The following is a 22,083-nucleotide window of genomic DNA, read 5'->3' on the forward strand; positions in this document are numbered from 1 at the left end:
GACATAATAAAACGTTGGAAAATCATAATTTTAGGAGGCACTGGACATGGCAGGTAAAACTTATTGGTTAACCAATGTTAAATTAGAAACGGGCTACCGATATGAAAACGGTTCAGTAACCGGAACAAAAACAGAGCAATTTCATGTACGGATTGAAGATAGAACGATAAGGGAAATTGTCTCCGCCGATAAACTGTTAATAACGGATTTGCCTATACAAGATGCAAATAATTATTTAATGCTCCCATCATTTAGGGATATGCACATTCATCTTGATAAAACATACTATAGTGGTCCTTGGAAAGCGCCAACGATTCCATCAAAAGGTATTATCACACGGTTGGAAGAAGAGGAAAAATTACTACCACGCCAGCTGCCTGTTGTCGAAGAAAGAGCGAAAAATTTACTGGACTTATTGTTGCGTGCAGGTTCAACGCACATTCGTACACATTGTAATGTTGACCCTGTTATCGGATTAAAAAACTTGGAAGCTACTTTACAAGTGGTGGAAGCATATAAAGGAAAGGCTTCTGTAGAAGTTGTCGCTTTTCCGCAGCATGGATTATTACGAAGTCAGTCTGTTTCACTTATTAGGGAAGCACTGAAAAACGGTGCTTCCCTAGTAGGGGGAGTTGATCCGGCGACCATTGATGGAAATATTGAAAAATCATTACAAACGGTAATGGAGTTAGCTGTAGAGTCTAATACAAATATTGACCTTCATATACATGATCCGGGGCATCTTGGTATTTTCACGTTTAAGCGATTAGCAGCTCTGACTGAGGAAGCAGGCTGGCAGGGGAGAGTTACCATTAGCCATGCATTAGCGCTCGCTGACATTTCACTTGAGGAAGCAAGTGATGTTGCAGATATGCTTGTTCATCAAGGTATTTCCATTACCTCATCGGTTCCCATTGGAAAGACGATCCCAATTCCTCTTTTACAGAAAAAAGGGGTAGAGGTATCCCTTGGTGATGATAGCATCACGGATCACTGGTCACCATTTGGAAAAGGCGACAGTTTGGAAAAAGCGGGGATATTAGCGGAACGTTTCAGGCTAAGTGATGAATTTTCACTTGGACAAACCTTACGTTATATTACAGGTGGTGTCACAACTTTAAACGCCGATGGTCAACGGATTTGGCCACATGTAGGAGACGATGCAGATTTTGTTTTTGTTGACGCGAGCTGTTCGGCGGAAGCTGTTGCAAGAAGAACTAGTAGAGTGGCTGCTTTCTTTAAGGGAAATTTAGTTGTTGGCACATTGTAAATTAAAGATAGAAAGGACTGATCATATGAGTACTGCCTTTTGGTTAACGAATACGACATTAGAAACCGGGTATCAAAATAATAATGGTGTGGTAACAGGTACAAATACGGAACGTTTTCATCTATTAATTGATGGCGGAAAGATTTCGAAAATCATACCTGTCACTGAAGCAATCACAGATGATTTTCCACAAAAAGATGTAAAGGGGTTGCTGATGCTTCCATCCTTCGTTGAAAAACATTGTCATCTGGATAAAACGTTACTTGGTGATCGATGGCGTTCAGTAACACCTGTAAATAGTATTTTTGAACGCCTTGAAATCGAGAAGAAAGTTCTCCCTTCTTTGGAAACAACGACACAGGAACGTGCAGAAAAGTTACTTAATAATTATCTGACATCCGGTGTGACACATGTACGAACTCATGTAGACATTTATCCGGAGGTTGGGCTAAAGAACTTGGAAGAAGTTAAAAAAGCATTGCAAACATTTGAAGGGAAATTATCGTATGAAATTGTTGCATTTCCTCAACACGGTTTATTACGCTCGAATGCCAAGAATTTAATTAGTGAAGCCCTTCATCAAGGGGCAAACTATGTAGGGGGAGTTGATCCGGCTACTGTAGATGGCGACATCGAGGCCTCTTTACAACAGATGGTTGACCTCGCTGTTGAAGGAAATGCGGGAATCGACTTGCATTTACATGATGCAGATCATCTAGGTATTTTCACAATGAAAAGATTGGCTCGGTTAACGAAGGAAGCCGGTCTTCAAGGTAAGGTTGCGATTAGCCATGCATTTGGACTCGGGGATATTCCTTTATCTCAAGCAAAAGGAGTGGCGGAAATACTAGCTGATGCAGGAATCTCCATCATTACGAGTGTGCCGATCGATCGGAAGTTCCCGCCTGTTGGCTTATTGCGCAAAAAAGGTGTACCGGTTGCTGTCGGGTGCGATAATATCTTTGATGTTTGGTCACCCTTTGGAAACGGAGATATTTTAGAACGGGCTGGTCGTTTGGCAGAAATTTCAGGCTGGGTAGATGAACAATCATTAGCCCAAACGCTCTCCTTTATTACAGATGGAAAAACACCTCTTAATCATCAAGGTGAACAAGTGTGGCCAAATGTAGGAGATGATGCAAGTATCGTACTGGTTGATGCATCTTGTTCAGCGGAAGCCATTGCAAGGAGACCTGGACGAGTAATGACGATGCACAAAGGAGAGATCGTTTCAGATTCATTTGGAGAAAGAATTGATGAAAAGTAAAGATTATTTCATTATCCGCATTTTTCAATGGAAGGATGCGGATTTAAGCAGTTAATTATACAGATTTTTGTTTGTATTCAGCAATTATTTTAAATAATTTAACTCTCGCAAAAAACTGTCGTGAAAAATTTAGTCGTTGCATCTCGCTATTCAGCATAAAATAAGAAATTTTCCAACTTATATTTAAGTTTGGTAGTTTTGACATTGATGATTTAATTTTAAATACTCTTGGAGGAATTTTAGGATATTTACCAATTAAACTTTGTCAGCTATACATTAATTCTAAAAGGAAACATTTAAAAAATAATGTATTTAGTAGATAGAGTTTGGCTTATGAGCACCTAAAAAAAACAAAGGAAATTTTAATTCAACAAAGCGACCACCAACTTGGTGGTCTTTTCAATGTACGTAAATATCTAATATCGTACGTTCACACCTCGGTATTCAACGAACGGGCAGTTTAGTTGAACGGAAAAATTGGAATTGTATGGTAAAATTAATACGAATGAAAAAGCTGGAGAGTGATACTAATGAAGGTATTATTGGAGTTAGTACGAATTGCTTTTATATTTGTATTTTTTTGTGGGATTTTAAGTGTCTTAATAAATTATGTATACTCAAAATTAGGAACTAACACCGACACATATGGCTGGATGGTATTAATAGCAATTCTTATTTTATTCTTTGTACTATATAGGAATAAATTTCAGTTTAGTGGATGGTACACGGGTAAAGGTCGAGAAAAACTCCCAAAAAAAGTATCAAAAGTGCTTATTACCATTTCAATATTATTATTGTTATTGTGTCCGATTCTAAGTTTCTTCTTAAGCTAAATGGAGGATATAAATGGTTGGAAAAACTCAAACAAATAGTAATTCGATAATTTCTTTAATTAATGGTATTCTATCAATTTTAATTCCATTCCTTGGTTTAATCCTCGGTATTATTGGGATTCTATTTTCAAGAAAAGCTGTAAAACAAATAGAAAAGACAAATGAAGGTGGTAGAGGGTTAGCGATTTCGTGTTTAATTTGTAGTGTTGTTGGAATTATAATTCAATTTTTTTTGTGTTGGGTATTATTCTTTATAATTTAACTACTACTACGATAGGTTAATATCAATACTTAGAAATTCTTTTCAATGTATGAAAATATACAAAATCATACATTCGGAAAAAAATCTTATTCACCTACCCTGCCTGGTTAGTCGAACAGTAAACTGGATACTAAACCCAATGTAAACAGGAGTAATGATAAGATTGTAGTAAAGATTCTTACTATAGGAGGAATTACAATGGATACAACACAACAAAACAGTATCGCTTGGGATAAGAAGGTTGAAGAGGGTTCTAGATACACCCAATCTGTAAGTAGCGAAATCATTGATAAAAGTAAATCTGGTGACTGGGGAATTACTGTCACTACTGAAAAAACAGTTCCAAAAAATTGGTTTCCTAAATCTTTAGACGGATTAAAAATACTTTGTTTAGCATCTGGTGGGGGGCAACAAGGACCAGTTTTAGCTGCGGCTGGAGCAGATGTAACAGTTACTGATATATCTAAAAAGCAATTGCAACAAGATGAAAAGGTAGCTAAACGTGATGGATTAACTTTAAAAACGGTTCAAGGGGATATGTCAGAACTTGGTGACTTTGAAGATGAGTATTTTGATATTATCGTTAATCCTGTTTCTAATTTATTTGTAAAAGATGTTCAACCTGTATGGAATGAAGTTTCAAGAGTCTTAAAAAATAGAGGAATTTTAATTGCTGGATTTACTAATCCTCTATTATGGATTTTTGATGATAATCAAGAAAGAAAAGGGATTCTTGATGTTAAACATTCTATACCTTCATCGACATTGGATTATCTGCCAAAGGATGAAGTTCAAGATTATATCAATTCAAGTCAAACAATAGAATACGCACATACTTTGGAAGATCAAATTCAAGGGCAGATTGATGCAGGGTTTGTGATTTCAGGTTTTTATGAAGATGATTTTGGCGGAACAAGGATTTTAGACAAGCATATTAAAACTTTTATTGCTACAAGAGCGATAAAGCTAAAGGTCGATTAATAATTCTCATTTTAACTAATTGGTACTTTAGTGAAAGAAGAATTTGCATAAAACATCCCTTTTTTATGCAGCTACCAGGCTTCTTCAGAAGCCGAAAATGTTGATTCATCAACGATGTATAAAATCATATAGAAACGATAAAAATGGATCATTCGGAGCTCCTTGAGCGCCAAGGGGGTTCATAGTTTGGAAGTTTCGGAAAATTGACTTTATGTTAACTAGATTTGTATAGAGCATTCATGTATTCCTTGGAAACCTTATTCAGCAAACGGGCCATTATCTTCAATAAGCTTTATCATTTTATTGCAGTTCTTAAGGAGGGATTGAATTGGATTGGTTGTGGGCGTGGTTTGCGTTTTCCCTTGCAGCAGGAGCGTTTTATAATTCATACGAAGTAAAAAAGGAAAATAGACAGTTGAAACAGAGAATTGAAGAGTTAGAAGATGAAGTATTTAAATAGTGCCGAAATCGGGCGTTTTAATTGAACTAACAACTAAAAGGATCTTCCAACCGAAGATCCTTTTTCAATACCGATAAAGATGATTATGTAAACTCTTCTTGAAATAAAATAAGAGGAGTTTTTTAATCTAGCTTATTAAGCTAATGGGTGACATTAGTTCAAGAAGAAGACCCTTTTTGGTGTTCTTTTCAATATACAAAATCATGCATTAGGAAAAATATGGATGTTCCAAGGGCGAAAAAGGGTGGGCATCATTTAGATACCCACCTCTTATATATTAGTCTATTGATGACATTCATGAACTTGATTTTCGAACAATGATTTTACTTTAAAACCTTGATATACGTGGTTAGTCATCAAGTTATACACTTTCGATTCCAAATCTTGAAGGTCATCTTCTTCTAGGTTGTTTTGGGGTTGAGGATGAAACCATTGAATTTCTTCATCGTGGAAAATCCCATGATAATTATCCCCTTCAAAGGTTAGTGTAAATTGATGACGTTCATGAACTTGATCTTCGAACAATGGTTTTACTTTAAAATCTTGATATACGTAGTTTGTCATTAAGTCATACACTTTAGATTCCAAGTTTTGAAGGTCATCTTCACCAAGATTATTTTTAGGTTGAGGATGAAACCACTGAATTTCTCCATCGTGGAAAATCCCTTGATAATTATCCCCTTCAAAGGTTAACGAAAACTGATGACGTTCATGAACTTGACCTTCAAACAATAGTTTTACTTTAAAATTTTGAATCATGATAAAACCTCCTACGGTTATTTATTGGACTTTTCTTTAAATGATTTTAAATCGTTCGTACCATGGCTCTATCAATCTTTCGTGTTTGGATCAACTTTCAAAATATCACCTGTTGATGCATCAATATCCACAACATATTCTGTATCTTGATTTACAATAGAAATTTCGTATTTTTTAATCCCGTAATTTTCAATGGTTTGAGTGTTCGTTACTAGACCGCCTTTTGATGTGTCTAAGGCAATGGTCTTTGCTTGTAATTCATTAATAGATTGTGAGGGTGCAATGGTTGATTTCGTTATTGGTTGGTTATCAAGCATTGCATGAGCCCCTAGATCACCTGCGATTAAAGCACCTGTTAAAAGCAATGTCATCAAGTTCATGCTTGATAACCTCCTCGTGTTGTTTGTATTGTTATCATAACCTCTCGAGTTTAAAGAAAAAGAAGAGGAACCTTAAAATTCCCTTAGAAAAGTAAAAGAATATCAAGTTTGCGTTTTTTGATTTTGATCTAGTAGGTGAAACTAATAAAAACCCCCACTCCATTAATGGAGTGGGGGTTCAGCTTTTCATTCATTATGCAAAGCATATGGGAGTCCATACTGTAATGAATGTACGAAAATAACTAAAATCATACATTCAGCTTGTAGTAAGTACAAGATAGGTAGTCCCATAAAATCAATTCTAATTTCGTTCTAGCTGTGGCTTTGAAATAAAGTTGAACTGTTTATAAAAAAGTCGCACCGTTTTGAAAAAAGCTGAACCGGAATTTCCTATCTCTATAAAGAAGGAATTTCGGTTTTTCTTGTGGATTAAGAACCTGTTAAGTGATAATAAAGTTATTCCATTAAAGGGCGCTTTAATTGACGATGGATCACAGAAATGATCAATCTTTTTTATAAAAGAATGATTCACCGGGATCTATTAAGAGCGTGTTTTGATTAATCTTTTTTCAAAACACGCTCTTTTCTTTTGTTCATTTATTAAAGTAATTAGTATCAATTTGATTGAACTTTATTCCAAACCTACAGATGTCGCCAATGTTTCCAATCACTCCTACACATTCTGCAGCTACTTGGCTACTTGATGAAAGGACACCGAAAGTTACACCACCGATTTCGTTAAAAAGGAGTACGAATATATGAACTCAGATAACGTTCTAGATGTACGTCATCTAAATCTAATCATATACCCTCATGTAATAATAAATCGCTGATAATTGAAACGTGATTCATCAATAATGATTCAATATCCAAATTTCTTTGTTTTGCTGTATCTAAATCGTAAAGTAGCTCACTAATAGCTGTAAACAACAGTCCATATGCTAATGTTGTTTTTATTTGAAATTCTTTTTTTAGTTCTCTTTTATAATTTTGAGAGGTCAGAATCCAATTTGCAACCTGTGGAATGGATGCACCAATTAATCCAGCTGCAGCTCCAATTATTGCTGCGCTAACTGCAATGTTCATTAACTTTTCTTTCCTTTATTTAATTACCCATATCCTTTTTGTCAATACCTCTAAAAGTTCAGAAACAACCCTGTTATCTATTATTATACAATATTACAACTTCGGAATATCAATAGCTGCTTCAGGTCTTTATAATGGGGCATGAACCTTAAACCATAACCTTACTTAAATTAGGATTATAGGAATGTCATTATCTTTTCTATTGAATTATAGCAGGAAGGGAATAGTACAAATAGTTGAAATAAACCTTTTTATACAACATAATATATATGAGCATATATTCATATATAGGAGGGGTGTTGCCAATGGGTCATAACCACGGACATTCCCATGGTCATAGTCATGGGTCGGGTAATAAAAAAGCATTATTTATGTCATTCCTTATCATTACTAGTTTTATGGTTGTGGAAGTAATCGGTGGAATAGTCACAAATAGTTTGGCACTACTGTCAGATGCAGGGCATATGTTAAGTGATTCAGCCGCCATGGGGCTTAGCTTGGCTGCCATCAAGTTAGGGGAAAGGAAGGCATCATCCACACATACATTCGGGTATAGACGATCCGAAATCATCGCAGCTTCCATAAATGGTATTACGTTAATGGCCATCTCCCTTTATATCTTCTATGAGGCGTATCAACGATTGATGCATCCCCCAGAAGTTCAAAGCATGGGTATGTTATTGATCTCGGTGCTAGGATTGATTGTGAACATTATTGCAGCGGCCATCTTGATGAGGGCGGATAAAGACACAAACCTGAACGTAAGGAGTGCATTTTTTCATGTATTAGGGGACATGCTTGGTTCAGTGGGGGCCATTGTGGCTGCGCTTCTAATCATGTTCTTTGGATGGGGCATAGCAGACCCTATTGCCAGTATCATTGTGGCCATCCTGATCATCATTAGTGGATGGAGGGTGACGAAGGAATCGTTCCATGTCCTGATGGAGGGGACCCCTTCACAGATAGACATACAAAAAGTGAAGAATACGTTACAGAGCATCCCTAAAGTGGAAAATGTACATGACCTGCATATCTGGTCAATCACCTCAGAGGTGCCAATGTTAAGTTGCCATATCGAGTTCGGAGGGGACGGAAACCATGACGCGATACTCCATCAAGCACAAAAAATCCTTCACGATGAATTTGGGTTCGAACACAGTACGATCCAGGTGGAGAATGCGGATCAGGGATGCGCCAATCCGCATGGTACATGTGATTATTGATGGTTGGCATGTTCGATGGCCTGCTTCAGGAGGTCCATAACGTGTTCATCATCATGCGTGTAGAAAAGGGAGGTTCCTTCCCTTCGGAATTTCACCAAACGCAGGTTCTTAAGAAAACGAAGTTGGTGTGAAACGGTTGATTGTAGCAAGGACAATTTATCGGCAATATCATTTACAGAGTATTCTCCTTGAAACAGTAAATGTAGAATGCGTAATCGGGTCGGATCTGATAAGGATTTAAAAGTTTGCGAGACGATAAATAATGTTTCCTCATCAAGATCTCCAGTCAAGCTCGGATGATTATCATTTTGGTTCTCCATGTGATCAACTCCCTATACTGATTATAACAATTATATCGGACTTTAAGGACTTACAAAATCATGGGTATTATACCCATGATTTTTTTATTTTTTGCATGACTGCGGCTAAATACTTAGCATCTTCACCGATTCCAGTCAAGAGGGCTGAACCACGGTTCTGCTGCCATGGTCTCCCTAAAAAATACAAACCTTTGACTTTGGATAGGCCTCTATGATGGAAAGGGTTACTCATGTCGTCACATACATTAGGAATCTGAATCCAACTATAAGAAGACTTGAACCCTGTTGCCCAAATAATGTTCTGAACCTCCAGCTTCTCATTGCCCAAAAATCCCAATGAATGTCCTTCACATTTTATGGTCCGAGGTAAAATGGTTATGCTACCATCTCTTGTAAATTTCTTGAGTTCAAAACCGAAAATCGGATCACCTGCGTTCCTGATTGTCTTTCCAATTTTAGAGTCTCTTTTCGCCTTTAGAATCCCAAGTAGGTCGAACCACCAAAATGTGCTTTTCCCCAAAATGGACAACGGGAAGTGTCTCAGTTTTTGGCCTACCGATAGATAAACCTTCCTCGTTGCAGCAAGTTCGACTGCAATTTGGGCTCCAGAATTACCTCCACCCACGATTACAGTATTCCCTTTTTTTAGTTGGGAAGGTTTACGATACCATGAAGAGTGTATTTGAAATACTTGGGGTGAAAGGTTCCCGGCGATTTCTGGAATGAAAGGTGTTTGAAAAGGACCTGTGGCGATAATGACTTGTCTTGCTCTAAATGTACCTTTTGTTGTCGTCAAAAAAAAGATATCATTCTTTTTTTCCATAACAATCACTTCAGTTTCCATTTGGGTAGGTAAATCAAAAGCTAGGGCATATTGTTCAAGGTAGTCTGCGACCTCGTCTTTAGTGGGAAATCCCTGAGGATTTCCCTTTAAGGTTAATCCTGGAAGGGAACTGAGGCATCTTGGTGTAAACAGGGTTAGGGAATCATACCTTTTCCTCCAAGTATCCCCTATACGGGTCCCTCCATCAATGATGATAAATCTGTTATCGCTCTTTGAGAGCCAATACCCCATGGAGAGACCAGCCTGACCTGCTCCGATCACGATTGCATCTAAAATAATCAGAGTCATCCACCTCCGCAATTTTCATATATGAGCATATAATCATATTTTAGCATAAAGGTGTTGGTGTTGGAGGCAGTAGTAAAATAAATGAGTTTTAACCTTCCAATTTTGAATATAATGTACAAACTTTTATTTTTGGGGGAGTGTATGATAGAGGGTATAAGAATCAGTGTGTTCATAATGACCATGATATTTCTTGGAACATGCATAGGTGGTCTTGCGACAAGGTATGTGGCTGGAGGTTTGAGGAAGAATTATCGGCTATTACATATGTTTTGTGGTGGTTTATTGGCCGGATTATTGGGGCTAGAAATCCTTCCGGAAACAATCAGTAATTATGATTCATTTGGAATACTCACTGGCCTGTCATCGGGTATCGTCTTCATGCTACTCATGGATCGCGTTCTGCATAATGTGAAAGATGTCCATTTCGAGAAGCCCGAGATGTACATATTCTTGTTCCTAGCACTCTTTATTCACAGCATTCCTACGGGATTGGCTTTAGGTATGGGCATTCAGGATCAGAAATTCCAAGATCCATCCCTGTTCTGGGCTATTTTGATTCATCATTTCCCAGAAGGAATGGTCATGATGATTTCTGTTATGGTATCCAATGTCAATCTAAAAATCTTTTGGGTGTTCTGCCTTTTACTTTCTTTTGTAGTGGGGGTCACTACATATTTGGGAATTTTCTTAAATTCAGGTTCTATAAAGATATATACTCTTTTTTTGTGGACGGCAATAGGTACGCTTAGTTATGTAACTCTATATGAAATATTATATAAGGGGATTGTAGACCGATTCACCCCGTTGATTGTCGGAGTTGCACTGGCTGGGTTCTTGTCTTTTCTTTTCCTGCAAACGGCTTTATTTAGCCATTGAGTAATACTTCAATGAAAGGGGGGATAGGTCCCTAGAGCCTCTCCTTATTACAGTTACCTAATGGAAGAACTCTGCAAGTAGGATGATTGAAAATTGGACACATGACTTATCTGCTGCAGTTCAGTGACATCAAACAAAGACATGGCAATAATAATTACGAGGGAGATGGTCCTGATTACCACCTCTCGTATCTCAGTGCGTAATTAATTATTGGGCATGTTTCCATACAGTTGGTTGATTTGTATTGGGGCAATTTGGAAAAGTCTCACCCTGAGTAAGATCTACATGTTCCTTATCTATATCAACATAATGACCCGTTTCCGTTACTACATCCCCGGTGTGATGTTCATGATCTTCATGTCTCCATGCTGTTGGCTGATTTGTCTTAGGACAATCTGGAAATACATCCCCTTGTTGAAGGACAATATGTTCCCCATCTTTATCAAAGTAATGACCGGATTCTGTTACTTTTTCTCCTGTTTGATGTAGATCTTTCGTAGAGTACAAAATCATTCATCCTTTCTATAGATTAATGAGTGTTCGTATATATAGTAACCTGTTCAATTATTAATAAACATCTTTCTTTATTGCTACCACATCTGGAAATCTTGAGGATGAACCATGCCCTTTGGTTCGTAAAATTTCAAACTCATTTTTCGAGCGTTCATTGAATTATATATACTTTTATGAACGTTTTTTGATAGAATTATAGAAAAGAACCTAAATGAAGGAGATTTAAATGGACGTTCGAAAGTTTGGATACATACGAGTTAGTAGCAAGGATCAAAACGAGGGCCGGCAACTTGAAGCCATGAAAACAAAGGGAATAGGCGAACGAGATATTTTCATGGACAAACAAAGTGGAAAGGACTTTAATCGAACTCAATATCAGTTGCTTAAACGAATGTTGAGAAAAGGAGATGTGCTATATATTCATTCCTTGGATCGCTTTGGACGGAACAAAGAAGAGATTTTACAGGAGTGGAATGACATCACGAAGAACATACAGGCCGATATCGTGGTGGTAGATATGCCTTTGCTCGATACGACTCAATTTAAGGATAGTTTAGGAACTTTCATTGCGGATCTTGTTTTACAGATTCTTTCCTGGATGGCGGAAGAAGAAAGGGATCGAATTCGAAAACGGCAGCGTGAGGGCATTGATTTGGCTATGCAAAATGGCACAGTATTTGGTCGGCCTAAAGTTGAGGTTACTGAAGAATTCAGAGAAGTCTATGATCGTTGGAAAGCAGGAGAGATGACTGCTGTTAAAGCGATGGAAGAATTAAATGTTAAAAAGACGACTTTTTATAAATTGGTTAAAGAATATGAAAATGACATTAAAAAGGTTTATATCTAATAGAAGAAATACGTCAAAAAAGGAGCATTTGTCGATAAGCAGATGCTTTTCAATAATTTAAAAGTACTATATACAAATACAATAGAAAATAAAGAAACAGGCACGTGGTTTAGGGGGAAGCAATTTGAATAATTTTATTGTTATGCAAGGGCACACTTACCAGGAAGAAAAAGATTTAGGTATTATTTGGTCTCCACAACAAGATAAAGGAGGCAATGTACCACATTCATGGCAACGGATGACGGAAGTAAAGGAAGGAGATCGAGTATTTCACTATGTGAAAGGAAATATCGTTGCTATTAGCATTGCCAGTGAAAGCTGTAAAGCCGGTAGCAAACCATCTATCTTGCAAAGTCATAATAGATGGAATGACGATGGTTATTTAGTGAATTTAGAATACCATGAATTAGACAAACGGGTTAATGTGCGAGAGAAGTTTAATGAGATCTTGCCATTATTACCGATTAAATATTCACCATTCCAGCAAGATGCAAATGGGAATCAAGGCTATTTATATCCATGTAACGAAGAACTAGCGATTAAATTGCTAGAACTAATTAGTGAATTGAACATTTATCAAGTAAATGAAGAGCAGTTAGAAATATCGATTGATGATGTAAGAATAACTGAACACAATACATTAATTCCAGTGATCGTTGAAACAGAATCTGAAGTGAAAACGAAAATTCGTTTGGGTCAGCAAAAATTTAGGAAAGATTTGTTGCCACTATGGGAAAGTAAGTGTGCATTGTGTGGTATAAATTTACCTGAATTATTAAGAGCGAGCCATTCGAAACCTTGGAAAGATAGTACAAATGAAGAACGTTTAGATCCATACAATGGCGTGCTGCTTTGTTGTAATCACGATGCACTTTATGATAATGGTTTGATTGCATTCGATGGACAAGGACGTTTGCATATTTCTTCAGTGATCTGTGATGAAGACTATCTGATGTATAGATTAGTACCAAGGGCTAAAATAAAGATTCATTCTGAAAATAAAGTGTATTTTAAGTGGCATAAGAAGAATATTTTTAAAATGAATAGTAAATTGGAAATTCGACAAAAGGGAGTCTTAATAGAGGTTTAAAAGGGGGAACAATCAAAATTTGCTACATCTTTTAATGTAATATTCCGGGAGGGACCTAGAAGAGATTTTTTGAAAAACCTGTTTAAACGTACAGTATCACCGCCTTTTTATGACAAGTAAAAAACTACAATCTATTAATGGATTGTAGTCTTTTTTCTATAGGAACTATATTTACGTAACGAACGAGGATGAAGGTTATATCTTCTCTTATTTACCTAGTCCTAATATTGTTTTGTATGTCTCCATCTTATGAAGAAATGATTCTTCACCGCCTTCTAAGGTCCAGTACCAGCGTTCGTGTAACCAGGGGAAAAGTAGAGAAACACCACTATCTTGCCCATTTTTTAGTTCTTTTTTTGTATCTTTCGATATAGAGTCATACGAGAGATACCAGCCTTTTCAGCTACATCCGTTCGATTCATTTCTTGTGCAATAAGATATAAGGCATAATTAATTTTCTCTTCATCAGCTATGGGCCTTCCAGGGAGTTTCCCTCGCTTCTTTGCGGCTAGAATGCCCTCCTTGGTTCGTTCAGAAGTCAAATCTCTCTCAAATTGTGTAATCCCAGCAAAAATAGTAAATAACATTTTCCCATGAGCTGTAGTTGTATCAAGCCAGGATTCTTTTAAGTTCTTTAGGTGTGCTCCCTTTCGGGAAATGAATTCCGTGATTTCTATAAGATCCTTTGTAGAACGGGATAGGCGAGTTAGATCTGTTACGACAACCGTATCTTCTGATCGAAGAAATTCCAACATACGGTTCAACTCTGGCCGATCCCGTTTAGTTCCTGTTAATTTCTCAAAAAAGATGCGTTCACATCCAAATTTTTCAAGCTGTTTCTTTTGGCGATCCAAATTTTGATCAATGGTAGAAACGCGCATGTAACCAAATTTCATTTGTACTCTCACCACTTACAATATATCGTATCAAAAATCATAGAAAAATATTTTGTTACATTAATTTTACGAGTTTGCTAGGAAAGGTTCTTGTCAGAACTCACTGTAACAAAACCGTTCATTTTTGTTACAGATGATGAAGCTGTCACTTAATAATGCCAGTCACATGATTCAATAAATATATAATTTTGAAATTAACTTTTCCAACAGATATTTCTAATGAAATTTAGAAAGGATAATTTTACGACCGTTTTTGACGGAGGGGTTGGAAGAAAAATAGAAAAAATCGGAACGTTTGTTCTCTGATTTAGTTGCCTACGAGAGAGTAGCAAGAATCAAAATGAAGGACGACAAATTGAAGCCATGAAAAGAAAAGGGATGTGTTTTATATATATTACTTGGATTTTTTCAGTCGGAATAAAGAGGAAATTTTAGAGGAGTGGAGGGCTATCATGAAGAACACGTAGGCGAACATTATGGTGCTGGATATGGCTTGCTCGATAAGACTCAATTTAAGGAGAGTTTAAGAACCTTCATTGTAGATCTCGTTTTGCAGCTTCTTTCTTGGATGGTGGAAGAAGAAAAAGGGAGCGAATTCGAAAACGGCAGCGTGAGGGAATGGGCTTGACATTGAAAAATGGCACAAGCCTTCGGTCGACCGAAAGCCACCATTACGGAAGAATTTGAACAAGTATATAATCAATGGAAATCAGGAGAGATAACAGCTGTAAAGGCCATGCAGGAAATAGGCGTAAAGAAGACGACTTTTGATAAGTTGGTTAGGGCCGTATGAGGGACCTTCGAAATAAATCATATATATAGGAGAAACTCGTAAAAAAAGTGGCCTTTGCTCAAGGAAGCAAAGGCTTTAGGAATAAACCCAACCATATCGTAAGAGAGATAATTTCAAAAAAACGAAATTTATGAGAGATCAAAAGCTAGTTGGTAATAATACAGCCATCCTTAAAGAGGATGGCTGTATTGGTGTGTACCCTGTATGGGTGTAGTTTATAGGAGAGTACCCAGTTTATATTAGCCTTCATATTCAGAAGACTGAATTGTCTTTTCAACAAAGGTCTTGAACCTCTCTACTGCAGGTGGCATATATCCATTTGTTCTCCAAACCATTTGGATTACCCTTACACTTTGTGGTTTTCGAATACGAATAAGTGAAATTTTTTTCTTATCAAGACCAGGTATAAAAGGAATGAGGGCAACGCCAAATTTTGCTCCAACAAGTCCTGCGACGATTCTCTCCTCAAAGCCTTCAAAAGCCATTTTTGGATGAAATCCAGCTTCATGGCAAAGCCTCTCAATAACATCATGCATAGCCGTTTCCGGCTTGAAAAGCACAAATGGATCATTGGCTACTTCGCATAAATCTATTTCATCTGTACCAGCAAGTCTATGATTAACGGGCACAATTAAAAATAATTCATTCTTCACGATTGGAATAGAGCTAAGATTTTCAAGGGGTTCTTGTGGTGAACAAAAACCAATGTCAATTTCCGTAGATGCTAATTGGCTTAAAATCTTGCTTGTAGCATGCTGATACAATTGAAAGTTTATTCCTGATGCTTCTTTTTGAAAGGCACTAATTAACTCAGGGACAAAACTGGAGCCAAGAGTTTGAATAAATGCTAGTGAAATTGTTCCATGAAGGGGATTTATTAAATCATTAATTTCTTGTTTTGCTGCATCTATTTCTAATAAAGCTCGATTTGCATGCTGTAGAAAAATTTCACCATATTTATTTAATATCACTCCACGACTTTTCCGTTCGAATAAAGGAACACCGATCTCTTCTTCAAGTCGAGAAATTGAACGACTCAAAGCTGGCTGAGAAAGGACTAATTCCACGGAAGCCCTCGTAAAGTTCCCAATGTTCGCCAATGTTTGAAAATATTTTAGTTGATGCCAATCCATGAATAATTCCTCCAAAAAAATAGATGATATTACAATAATGCATGGAATTGATAAAAAAGACAATTAGCTATGTATAGCTTTACAGAAGTATAATAGGAGATGCCAGTTTTTTATTAACAGCTCTTCCTTGTATTTGGTAGGTTTATTTCATGCAGGCACTTATAAAGTTGGGACACTATTTTTATTAGCAGCCATTATTATAGAGCCTTTTGTCGGAGGATGGGTATAAATAAAGGTTCTTAAAAAAAATATTAAGACAGTGTTCTTGTAAGTTTATTAATAAGTAAATGATTTTAGAAAAGGAGCAATCAGTATGAGAGAAACCTCTAAATCTGCCTCTCCTAAATCTCCATCCATCATAAAGCAGGCTTTGACTGTTAATAGAAAGCCATTTCCATGGATAAAGGCATTCTGTGCAGGATTAGCCGCAGCTCTTCCAGTCCTTATTGGATTATTATTGGGGAATCCAGAATATGGGTTGATAGCTGGGATGGGGGGCTTTACCTATCTTTACGTATTTAATATTCCCTATGCTCAAAGAGCTAAAAAGCTATTTTTTGTCGTACTTGGGATGACTTTAATCTCCGCATTGGGGACTCTTGCTGCTCCTTATCCACTTGCAGTAGCCATTTTGATGGGGATTATTGGAGCTACGGTTATTTTTATTTTTGGAGCTTTGAAAATTATTGGACCCTCTGCAATCTTTTTTGTTTTAGTTTTTGCGATGACAACAGGTATGCCAGTTCATCCAGAGCTTGCTCCTTTGCGCGCCGGCCTTGTTTTTCTTGGTGGAGCTCTATCATGGGTGATTGCCATGATAGGTTGGTTTTTTGATCCACATGGTCCGGAAACCAGTGTAGTAAAAAGAGTATATTTAGAACTGGCTGCGTTTCTGGATTCAATTGGTACAGAGAAATTTAATGAGGCAAGACACCGTGTCATGTCAGTCTTGAAAGAAGCAGAAGAAACACTTGCAGCAGGATATATCCCTTGGCGACAAACGGATCTATTTAAGCAATTATATGTAATAAACGGTCATGCAAACATGATCTTTTTGTACATGCTTGAAAATTTTTCAGAAAACAGCTCGAAAATACCATCGGAAGTAGGAGAATCCGTCCGATATCTGGCAAATTCACTGGATCAGAAAAATAAAAGAGAGAGTGTCGTTAAAAAAATTCTTCAGCCTAAAGAAATAAATGAAACAATTGTTCAGTTATTCACAAAAATTTATGATGCAGATGCCATTATGAATGAACCAACATCCAAAATTAATCAAGTGATTCAGATTTCCAAACCATCACTCAAGACTATTCTTTTGGGAGCGTTTGACAAAAATTCTATTATCTTTATTACTTCTGTAAGGTTCGGTGTTGTCACGATTATTGCTGCTATTATCGCCTATCAGTTTGAATTGACACGGTCCTATTGGGTGCCGTTATCCTGTGTAGCAGTTTTGTCAGGCTCGACTATTGTCACTACCTATCATCGTGCCATTCAAAGAGGATTTGGTACAATTCTAGGTATTCTGATTGCTAGCTTGATTCTTGCTACTCACCCATCTGGCTACATTCTCGTTTTCTTGATTTTGCTTTTGACGTTTATTACAGAGCTATTTATTGTAAAAAATTATGGTTTAGCCGCGTTATTCTTTACACCGAATGCATTGCTGATGGCTGAAAGTACGAGTCACGGCAGCTTTAGCTTTTCTTATTTTGCCTCAGCTAGATTAATCGATGTTTTGGTTGGAATTGTTATTGGTCTTCTAGGAGTATGGATTGTAGGTAGGTATTCTGCCTCTAGTCGTCTTCCACATTTAATAACCAAAACGATCCGAAGTCAGGCGCAATTTTTATTAGTTCTTTTCTCTGATCAGGGAATCGGTTTTAATGCTACAAAAAGCAAAGAAAGAATGAAAATGCGAACGAATTTAATTAATTTAAAAACATTACATGATACAGCTGCAGGAGAGCTTCCGGTTAATCAACGGGCATTGGAATATTACTGGCCTGTTATATTTTCCATCGAGCAATTAGGGTATTTATTGGAAAATGCTTCAAAAACCACTAGACGTCCTATTCTTTCAAATGATACCCTTGCCCAATTGCTTTATGTTTGTGAAACGATGGCTAATGCCACCAATCGAAAACAATCACCATCTATAAAAAACGTCCCTGAAATAGAAGAGTTTCCAAGCATACAGAATGAGATTATTACCCTGCAAAAATTTCTTCAAATGGATGAAAGAGTTTCCATATAAGAAGAGGCAGGAACCAAACGTGTAACTTTCTTTTTTATTTGACGTCATTAATTTAGAATTAAATGACGTTTGTCTCTAAAATATGTATTTGATAGTTAATCCACACTATAAATGGCACTATATTTTTTGCATAAATAATAGGGATTTCAACCTTAATTTGATTTATCTCAAAGACCATCAGTTATGTGATAAAACATGAATTATATGCGGCTGCTGTTGGTATTTTAATAATTGCAGTTTATTTTTAAATCACTACACTACATTTAACTACATTCTTTCACAATCTTTTTTTGTTTCGGAAATTATTTAATGTAATAAACGTTTTTTTCCAAAGAAGTGAAATTATTGAGGGTATTCAAATTGCCGAATTCAATTATTTAGCGACGTCAAAATATAAAGAAAACCTTTCCGGCGGTAGTATACTAACAAGGAATAATTTACAGACTATTTCAAGTTGGCTATTTGAAAAATATAAAAATAATGATTTTCAAGTGTATACGGACAAGAATTTCTACAAGGATGTTTATTTGAAACTTAAAAGTAATGTTAAGGGTTATTATTATTTCTAAAGTGGTTTTAAAAACGCAAGGTTGCTTGTATTTAGTATGAATGATGTGTTGGTTATTGTATTATGGATAATAGAACGACTGCCTCAATAGGTATTTGTAATATACAACATAGGAGGATATATGTCCTGGAGTAAATTGAAGCAACAGCTGGAGAGTTTTCTCTGTCCTGCGTTATATGGCAGGGTCGAATACCGTTCAACCAGCTACCGTTATTTACCTGATAAAGCAGGAATTTGTTATATTGCCGTAGATAAAAAGAACGTACTCAATATGAGAGATATAACGACCTTAATCAGATGGTATCAGACGGATCTAGAAATTAAGAATGATTCAGATATCCAAATTCCGATCAACAATGAAGAAATTGAAGCGATCAGACAAGATACTAAAGGGATCGTTCCAGAGGATCGTCTAATAGTAATTGCTAGAAGTAGAAAAATATCAGAATATGCAAAAGAGCTTTTGTCAGCACAGTCAACATTAAGTAAATCAAACTTTAACGTTGTGGCTACTAAGTATTTATCCACTTCTATAGAGGAAAGCTTAGAGAGCAATGATATCTTATTGAATATTCTAGCTTTGGTTGATCGACGAGTTGGAAAAAAGCGGATTTTAAACTTGACCGAGAAGATGAAGTTAAAGCATCCAATTGTGCAGTATTTTTATGAACTACGGGTTAGTACGTTATGAAAATAAATGACTCTTTCCCCCCCATCGGGAGGTTTTTTCTTGAGACCTTACGCTTACTAACAGCTTTGTGTAGGTTGTGAGAGCAATAACAATTCTGCTGAAAAACAATAATAGGATTGAGGAGCAGCTTATTATGATTTACACAAAAACACGCCATTCATTGGCGTGTTTTTGTGTGTTTCGTGGCTGGAAATTATGGATCAACCAGCACCCAAATCTGCAAATTGTATAAGGGATCATGGAAGACTAGTTCATAACCAGCTCTTTGGCATACTGCTTGCCTGCCGAAAGAAGGCTGTTGCTAAGTGCAGGGTCATTAACAGACCGTGCGAGCACAAGAGAACCAACCATGGTATTGAGCAGTGCGCTACCTTTGGACGTGTCAATGTCCGCCAGATTGGAGATAAAAGCAATCATCCGCTCTAGTTCATGGGTGAATACCTGCCGAACTTTTTCCGAAGAGCGGGATATTTCGCCAGAAAGGGCAGGAAGAATGCAACCCATCTCTGTTTGGTCGCGGTGATACGGGCTTAAATAATAATCAATGACAGTATTGATTTTGGGGTGCTGCTTGTCCTGGTCAGCGGCTTCTTGCAGAAGTGCGATGGTATCGCTGATGGCATACCGGCAGGCTTCGGCGACGAGCTGTTCTTTGTTGTCAAAATGTGAATAAAACCCTCCATGAGTCAACCCGGCCCCCTTCATAACGAAGGGAACACTTACATCGTGGATACCATTAGTGCGAAAAGCCTTGGCAGCACTTTCAACGATTTTATTCCGCACTTTCATCTTATGGCCTTTGGGATACGGCATTGTAATCACTCCACAGCTTCATAATTCTATCTTTAAAATATTATAATCGTCATAATATGGGGTGTCAATTTAGCCATCCGGCAAACGTTAGCTCAAAAAAGGCTAAACACGGTTGTTGACGTTTTTAAAATATGATGGTTATAATATATTATGATCATCATATTTTAAAAAATTTCAACAGGGGGTATCAGGATATGAATAAGTTTGAATCCGTAGAAACGTTGGTCATTGGATCAGGGCCGGGAGGGTATGTAGCGGCGCTACGCTCCTCACAACTTGGTATGAAGACGGCGATTGTCGAACGCAGTCAGCTTGGCGGAGTCTGCACGCATGTTGGTTGCATTCCATCCAAAGCATTAATTGCAGAATCGCATCGCTATGATGTGCTCAGACAGTTCAATAATGTAGATGCGGTAGCGTCATTTAAGAATGCTCAGGATTTCAAGCAAGGGATTGTGAATAAGCAGGCAGGCGGAGTGAGTTATTTATTAAAGTCTGCCGGTGTGAGCATTCTGGAAGGAGAGGCTAGTTTGGTTGATGAACATACAGCGATTATCAATCAATCTGGAGCGGAGCAAACCATTTCATTTAAGTACGCGATATTGGCAACGGGATCTCGTCCGATTGAACTGCAAGCATTTCCGGTTGGAGGGCGTATTTTGTCTTCCACAGAAGCGCTGTCGCTCCCCGAGGTTCCGACTAGCCTGGTAGTTATAGGAGGTGGTTACATTGGTGTTGAACTGGGGCAAATGTATGCCAAATTTGGAACAAAGGTAACGATTCTGGAGGGCGGAGAACAAGTGCTACCGGGATTCGAGACAGAGCTTGCGGCCCCTGTTGTCCGGCAGATGCTTGCCGATGGTATTAACATTATAAGCGGGGCGACAGCTGAGAAAGTGGTGCAGAATGCGGATTCAATTACACTGCATTATTTAAAAAATCAGGAGCAGCATCATGTTACAGCGGAATATGCGTTAGTGACTATCGGCAGAAAACCAAATACAGACGGCAAGTTAGGACTTGCACGCATAGGCTTGCCGGTGACGAGCAGGGGACTGATCGAGACGGACGAACAGTGCAGAACGGCTATCCCGCATATTTTCGCAATTGGAGATATTACGGCTGGTCCGGCACTCGCTCACAAAGCTTCCTATGAAGCCAAGATTGCGGCAGAAGCCATAGCAGGCCATGCCTCCGAGGTGGATTATAAAGCCATTCCGCTCGTCGTCTTTTCTAATCCAGAGTTGGCAAGCGTCGGTTTAAGTGAAACGGAAGCAAAGGCAAAATCCATCCCGATTGTTGTGGGCAAATCCACTTTCGCGATCAACGGAAGAGCATTGGCATTGAGGGAAACCGAAGGTTTCGTCAAGATTGTGGCGAACCCGACCTCAGGAATCGTAATTGGTGCACAAATCGTTGGGGTGGAGGCATCAACACTCATATCTGAACTTGGACTTACTATCGAGATGGGGGCAACGGTAGAGGACTTGGCTATGACGATTCATCCCCATCCCACATTGGGAGAAGTAATTATGGTGGCTGCCGAAAATGCAGTCAGAAAAATGATGATGAAAAGTAAAAAAGAGCAACAGATTTAACAACATATAGAGATTAGGGGATGGGAGAGATA

General features: G+C 37.7%; 22 protein-coding genes and 1 pseudogene. 14 read left to right on the forward strand and 9 right to left on the reverse strand.

The window, feature by feature from the left end; all coding sequences use genetic code 11:
* Nucleotides 1–46: 46 nt before the first annotated feature.
* From JNUCC23_RS10505 to JNUCC23_RS10530, 6 genes are all read left to right on the forward strand, one after another.
* Nucleotides 47–1,270: an amidohydrolase family protein gene (locus JNUCC23_RS10505; protein ID WP_454215692.1), complete on the forward strand. Its 1,224-nt coding sequence runs from the start codon at nt 47–49 to the stop codon at nt 1,268–1,270.
* A 25-nt stretch (nt 1,271–1,295) separates the two neighbouring features.
* The gene (locus tag JNUCC23_RS10510) at nt 1,296–2,537 is read left to right on the forward strand and encodes an amidohydrolase (RefSeq protein ID WP_454215694.1); all 1,242 of its coding nucleotides are present in this window, start codon (nt 1,296–1,298) and stop codon (nt 2,535–2,537) included.
* 203 nt (nt 2,538–2,740) lie between these two features.
* A complete protein-coding gene (locus tag JNUCC23_RS10515) occupies nt 2,741–2,860 on the forward strand; it encodes a hypothetical protein (protein WP_454216031.1) in 120 nt (39 codons plus the stop codon).
* A 523-nt stretch (nt 2,861–3,383) separates the two neighbouring features.
* A complete protein-coding gene (locus JNUCC23_RS10520) occupies nt 3,384–3,632 on the forward strand; it encodes a DUF4190 domain-containing protein (RefSeq protein ID WP_403073946.1) in 249 nt (82 codons plus the stop codon).
* Nucleotides 3,633–3,830: 198 nt separating this feature from the next.
* On the forward strand, nt 3,831–4,613 hold the full coding sequence (locus JNUCC23_RS10525; protein ID WP_454215696.1) for a class I SAM-dependent methyltransferase: 783 nt from the start codon (nt 3,831–3,833) through the stop codon (nt 4,611–4,613).
* 328 nt (nt 4,614–4,941) lie between these two features.
* The gene (locus tag JNUCC23_RS10530; protein ID WP_403073950.1) at nt 4,942–5,073 is read left to right on the forward strand and encodes a hypothetical protein; all 132 of its coding nucleotides are present in this window, start codon (nt 4,942–4,944) and stop codon (nt 5,071–5,073) included.
* Nucleotides 5,074–5,355: 282 nt separating this feature from the next.
* Here the strand turns inward: JNUCC23_RS10530 and JNUCC23_RS10535 are convergent, their stop codons facing one another.
* The 3 genes from JNUCC23_RS10535 to JNUCC23_RS10545 form a co-directional block, all read right to left on the reverse strand.
* Entirely contained in the window at nt 5,356–5,832 is a 477-nt protein-coding gene (locus JNUCC23_RS10535; protein ID WP_403073952.1) for a DUF5342 family protein, read from the reverse strand.
* Between the two features lie 71 nt (nt 5,833–5,903).
* On the reverse strand, nt 5,904–6,212 hold the full coding sequence (locus JNUCC23_RS10540) for a PepSY domain-containing protein (RefSeq protein WP_454215698.1): 309 nt from the start codon (nt 6,210–6,212) through the stop codon (nt 5,904–5,906).
* A gap of 801 nt (nt 6,213–7,013) precedes the next feature.
* The gene (locus tag JNUCC23_RS10545) at nt 7,014–7,298 is read right to left on the reverse strand and encodes a hypothetical protein (protein ID WP_454215700.1); all 285 of its coding nucleotides are present in this window, start codon (nt 7,296–7,298) and stop codon (nt 7,014–7,016) included.
* A 305-nt stretch (nt 7,299–7,603) separates the two neighbouring features.
* Here JNUCC23_RS10545 and JNUCC23_RS10550 point away from each other — a divergent pair, with 305 nt between their 5' ends.
* Nucleotides 7,604–8,521 carry a cation diffusion facilitator family transporter gene (locus JNUCC23_RS10550; RefSeq protein ID WP_454215702.1) on the forward strand — a complete coding sequence of 306 codons (918 nt, stop codon included), beginning with the start codon at nt 7,604–7,606 and terminating at the stop codon, nt 8,519–8,521.
* On the opposite strand, the gene JNUCC23_RS10555 is transcribed toward JNUCC23_RS10550, so the two are convergent.
* Together JNUCC23_RS10555 and JNUCC23_RS10560 are read right to left on the reverse strand one after the other, a co-directional pair.
* A complete protein-coding gene (locus JNUCC23_RS10555; protein ID WP_403071887.1) occupies nt 8,515–8,841 on the reverse strand; it encodes an ArsR/SmtB family transcription factor in 327 nt (108 codons plus the stop codon). The two genes, JNUCC23_RS10550 and JNUCC23_RS10555, sit on opposite strands and share 7 nt — an antisense overlap.
* A gap of 67 nt (nt 8,842–8,908) precedes the next feature.
* Nucleotides 8,909–9,973: a flavin-containing monooxygenase gene (locus JNUCC23_RS10560; RefSeq protein WP_454215705.1), complete on the reverse strand. Its 1,065-nt coding sequence runs from the start codon at nt 9,971–9,973 to the stop codon at nt 8,909–8,911.
* A gap of 141 nt (nt 9,974–10,114) precedes the next feature.
* Here JNUCC23_RS10560 and JNUCC23_RS10565 point away from each other — a divergent pair, with 141 nt between their 5' ends.
* Nucleotides 10,115–10,849, forward strand: a complete 735-nt coding sequence (locus JNUCC23_RS10565; RefSeq protein WP_454215707.1) for a ZIP family metal transporter — start codon at nt 10,115–10,117, stop codon at nt 10,847–10,849.
* Between the two features lie 207 nt (nt 10,850–11,056).
* Here JNUCC23_RS10565 and JNUCC23_RS10570 read toward each other — a convergent pair whose 3' ends face one another.
* On the reverse strand, nt 11,057–11,356 hold the full coding sequence (locus JNUCC23_RS10570) for a hypothetical protein (RefSeq protein ID WP_253722434.1): 300 nt from the start codon (nt 11,354–11,356) through the stop codon (nt 11,057–11,059).
* A 232-nt stretch (nt 11,357–11,588) separates the two neighbouring features.
* Between JNUCC23_RS10570 and JNUCC23_RS10575 the strand changes: the two genes are divergently transcribed.
* Both JNUCC23_RS10575 and JNUCC23_RS10580 read left to right on the forward strand, forming a co-directional pair.
* Nucleotides 11,589–12,209 carry a recombinase family protein gene (locus JNUCC23_RS10575; protein ID WP_454215709.1) on the forward strand — a complete coding sequence of 207 codons (621 nt, stop codon included), beginning with the start codon at nt 11,589–11,591 and terminating at the stop codon, nt 12,207–12,209.
* Nucleotides 12,210–12,333: 124 nt separating this feature from the next.
* The gene (locus tag JNUCC23_RS10580; RefSeq protein WP_454215711.1) at nt 12,334–13,299 is read left to right on the forward strand and encodes an HNH endonuclease; all 966 of its coding nucleotides are present in this window, start codon (nt 12,334–12,336) and stop codon (nt 13,297–13,299) included.
* Between the two features lie 344 nt (nt 13,300–13,643).
* On the opposite strand, the gene JNUCC23_RS10585 is transcribed toward JNUCC23_RS10580, so the two are convergent.
* On the reverse strand, nt 13,644–14,195 hold the full coding sequence (locus tag JNUCC23_RS10585; RefSeq protein ID WP_454215713.1) for a recombinase family protein: 552 nt from the start codon (nt 14,193–14,195) through the stop codon (nt 13,644–13,646).
* Between the two features lie 363 nt (nt 14,196–14,558).
* On the opposite strand from JNUCC23_RS10585, the pseudogene JNUCC23_RS10590 reads away from it, so the two are divergent.
* Nucleotides 14,559–14,988, forward strand: a pseudogene (locus JNUCC23_RS10590) (recombinase family protein).
* Between the two features lie 239 nt (nt 14,989–15,227).
* Here JNUCC23_RS10590 and JNUCC23_RS10595 read toward each other — a convergent pair.
* Nucleotides 15,228–16,121, reverse strand: coding sequence for a LysR family transcriptional regulator (locus JNUCC23_RS10595; RefSeq protein ID WP_454215715.1), 894 nt, complete (start codon nt 16,119–16,121; stop codon nt 15,228–15,230).
* A 313-nt stretch (nt 16,122–16,434) separates the two neighbouring features.
* On the opposite strand from JNUCC23_RS10595, the gene JNUCC23_RS10600 reads away from it, so the two are divergent.
* Both JNUCC23_RS10600 and JNUCC23_RS10605 read left to right on the forward strand, forming a co-directional pair.
* Nucleotides 16,435–18,381 carry an FUSC family protein gene (locus JNUCC23_RS10600; RefSeq protein ID WP_454215717.1) on the forward strand — a complete coding sequence of 649 codons (1,947 nt, stop codon included), beginning with the start codon at nt 16,435–16,437 and terminating at the stop codon, nt 18,379–18,381.
* Between the two features lie 689 nt (nt 18,382–19,070).
* Nucleotides 19,071–19,640 (forward strand): SF0329 family protein, encoded by a 570-nt coding sequence (locus JNUCC23_RS10605; protein WP_454215718.1) that lies wholly within the window; start codon nt 19,071–19,073, stop codon nt 19,638–19,640.
* 246 nt (nt 19,641–19,886) lie between these two features.
* On the opposite strand, the gene JNUCC23_RS10610 is transcribed toward JNUCC23_RS10605, so the two are convergent.
* Nucleotides 19,887–20,453, reverse strand: coding sequence for a TetR/AcrR family transcriptional regulator (locus JNUCC23_RS10610; protein WP_454215720.1), 567 nt, complete (start codon nt 20,451–20,453; stop codon nt 19,887–19,889).
* A gap of 194 nt (nt 20,454–20,647) precedes the next feature.
* Between JNUCC23_RS10610 and lpdA the strand changes: the two genes are divergently transcribed.
* Entirely contained in the window at nt 20,648–22,051 is a 1,404-nt protein-coding gene (lpdA, locus tag JNUCC23_RS10615; protein ID WP_454215722.1) for a dihydrolipoyl dehydrogenase, read from the forward strand.
* Nucleotides 22,052–22,083 lie beyond the last annotated feature (32 nt).

It is taken from the genome of Peribacillus sp. JNUCC 23 (genome assembly GCF_053653995.1).

Bases quoted from the DNA above. Each gene is read 5' to 3' on its own strand.
- JNUCC23_RS10505 (WP_454215692.1), top strand. From the start codon at position 47: ATGGCAGGTAAAACTTATTGGTTAACCAATGTTAAATTAGAAACGGGC.
- JNUCC23_RS10510 (WP_454215694.1), top strand. From the start codon at position 1,296: ATGAGTACTGCCTTTTGGTTAACGAATACGACATTAGAAACCGGGTAT.
- JNUCC23_RS10520 (WP_403073946.1), top strand. From the start codon at position 3,384: ATGGTTGGAAAAACTCAAACAAATAGTAATTCGATAATTTCTTTAATT.
- JNUCC23_RS10525 (WP_454215696.1), top strand. From the start codon at position 3,831: ATGGATACAACACAACAAAACAGTATCGCTTGGGATAAGAAGGTTGAA.
- JNUCC23_RS10535 (WP_403073952.1), bottom strand. From the start codon at position 5,832: ATGATTCAAAATTTTAAAGTAAAACTATTGTTTGAAGGTCAAGTTCAT.
- JNUCC23_RS10540 (WP_454215698.1), bottom strand. From the start codon at position 6,212: ATGAACTTGATGACATTGCTTTTAACAGGTGCTTTAATCGCAGGTGAT.
- JNUCC23_RS10545 (WP_454215700.1), bottom strand. From the start codon at position 7,298: ATGAACATTGCAGTTAGCGCAGCAATAATTGGAGCTGCAGCTGGATTA.
- JNUCC23_RS10550 (WP_454215702.1), top strand. From the start codon at position 7,604: ATGGGTCATAACCACGGACATTCCCATGGTCATAGTCATGGGTCGGGT.
- JNUCC23_RS10555 (WP_403071887.1), bottom strand. From the start codon at position 8,841: ATGGAGAACCAAAATGATAATCATCCGAGCTTGACTGGAGATCTTGAT.
- JNUCC23_RS10560 (WP_454215705.1), bottom strand. From the start codon at position 9,973: ATGACTCTGATTATTTTAGATGCAATCGTGATCGGAGCAGGTCAGGCT.
- JNUCC23_RS10565 (WP_454215707.1), top strand. From the start codon at position 10,115: ATGATAGAGGGTATAAGAATCAGTGTGTTCATAATGACCATGATATTT.
- JNUCC23_RS10575 (WP_454215709.1), top strand. From the start codon at position 11,589: ATGGACGTTCGAAAGTTTGGATACATACGAGTTAGTAGCAAGGATCAA.
- JNUCC23_RS10585 (WP_454215713.1), bottom strand. From the start codon at position 14,195: ATGAAATTTGGTTACATGCGCGTTTCTACCATTGATCAAAATTTGGAT.
- JNUCC23_RS10595 (WP_454215715.1), bottom strand. From the start codon at position 16,121: ATGGATTGGCATCAACTAAAATATTTTCAAACATTGGCGAACATTGGG.
- JNUCC23_RS10600 (WP_454215717.1), top strand. From the start codon at position 16,435: ATGAGAGAAACCTCTAAATCTGCCTCTCCTAAATCTCCATCCATCATA.
- JNUCC23_RS10605 (WP_454215718.1), top strand. From the start codon at position 19,071: ATGTCCTGGAGTAAATTGAAGCAACAGCTGGAGAGTTTTCTCTGTCCT.
- JNUCC23_RS10610 (WP_454215720.1), bottom strand. From the start codon at position 20,453: ATGCCGTATCCCAAAGGCCATAAGATGAAAGTGCGGAATAAAATCGTT.
- lpdA (WP_454215722.1), top strand. From the start codon at position 20,648: ATGAATAAGTTTGAATCCGTAGAAACGTTGGTCATTGGATCAGGGCCG.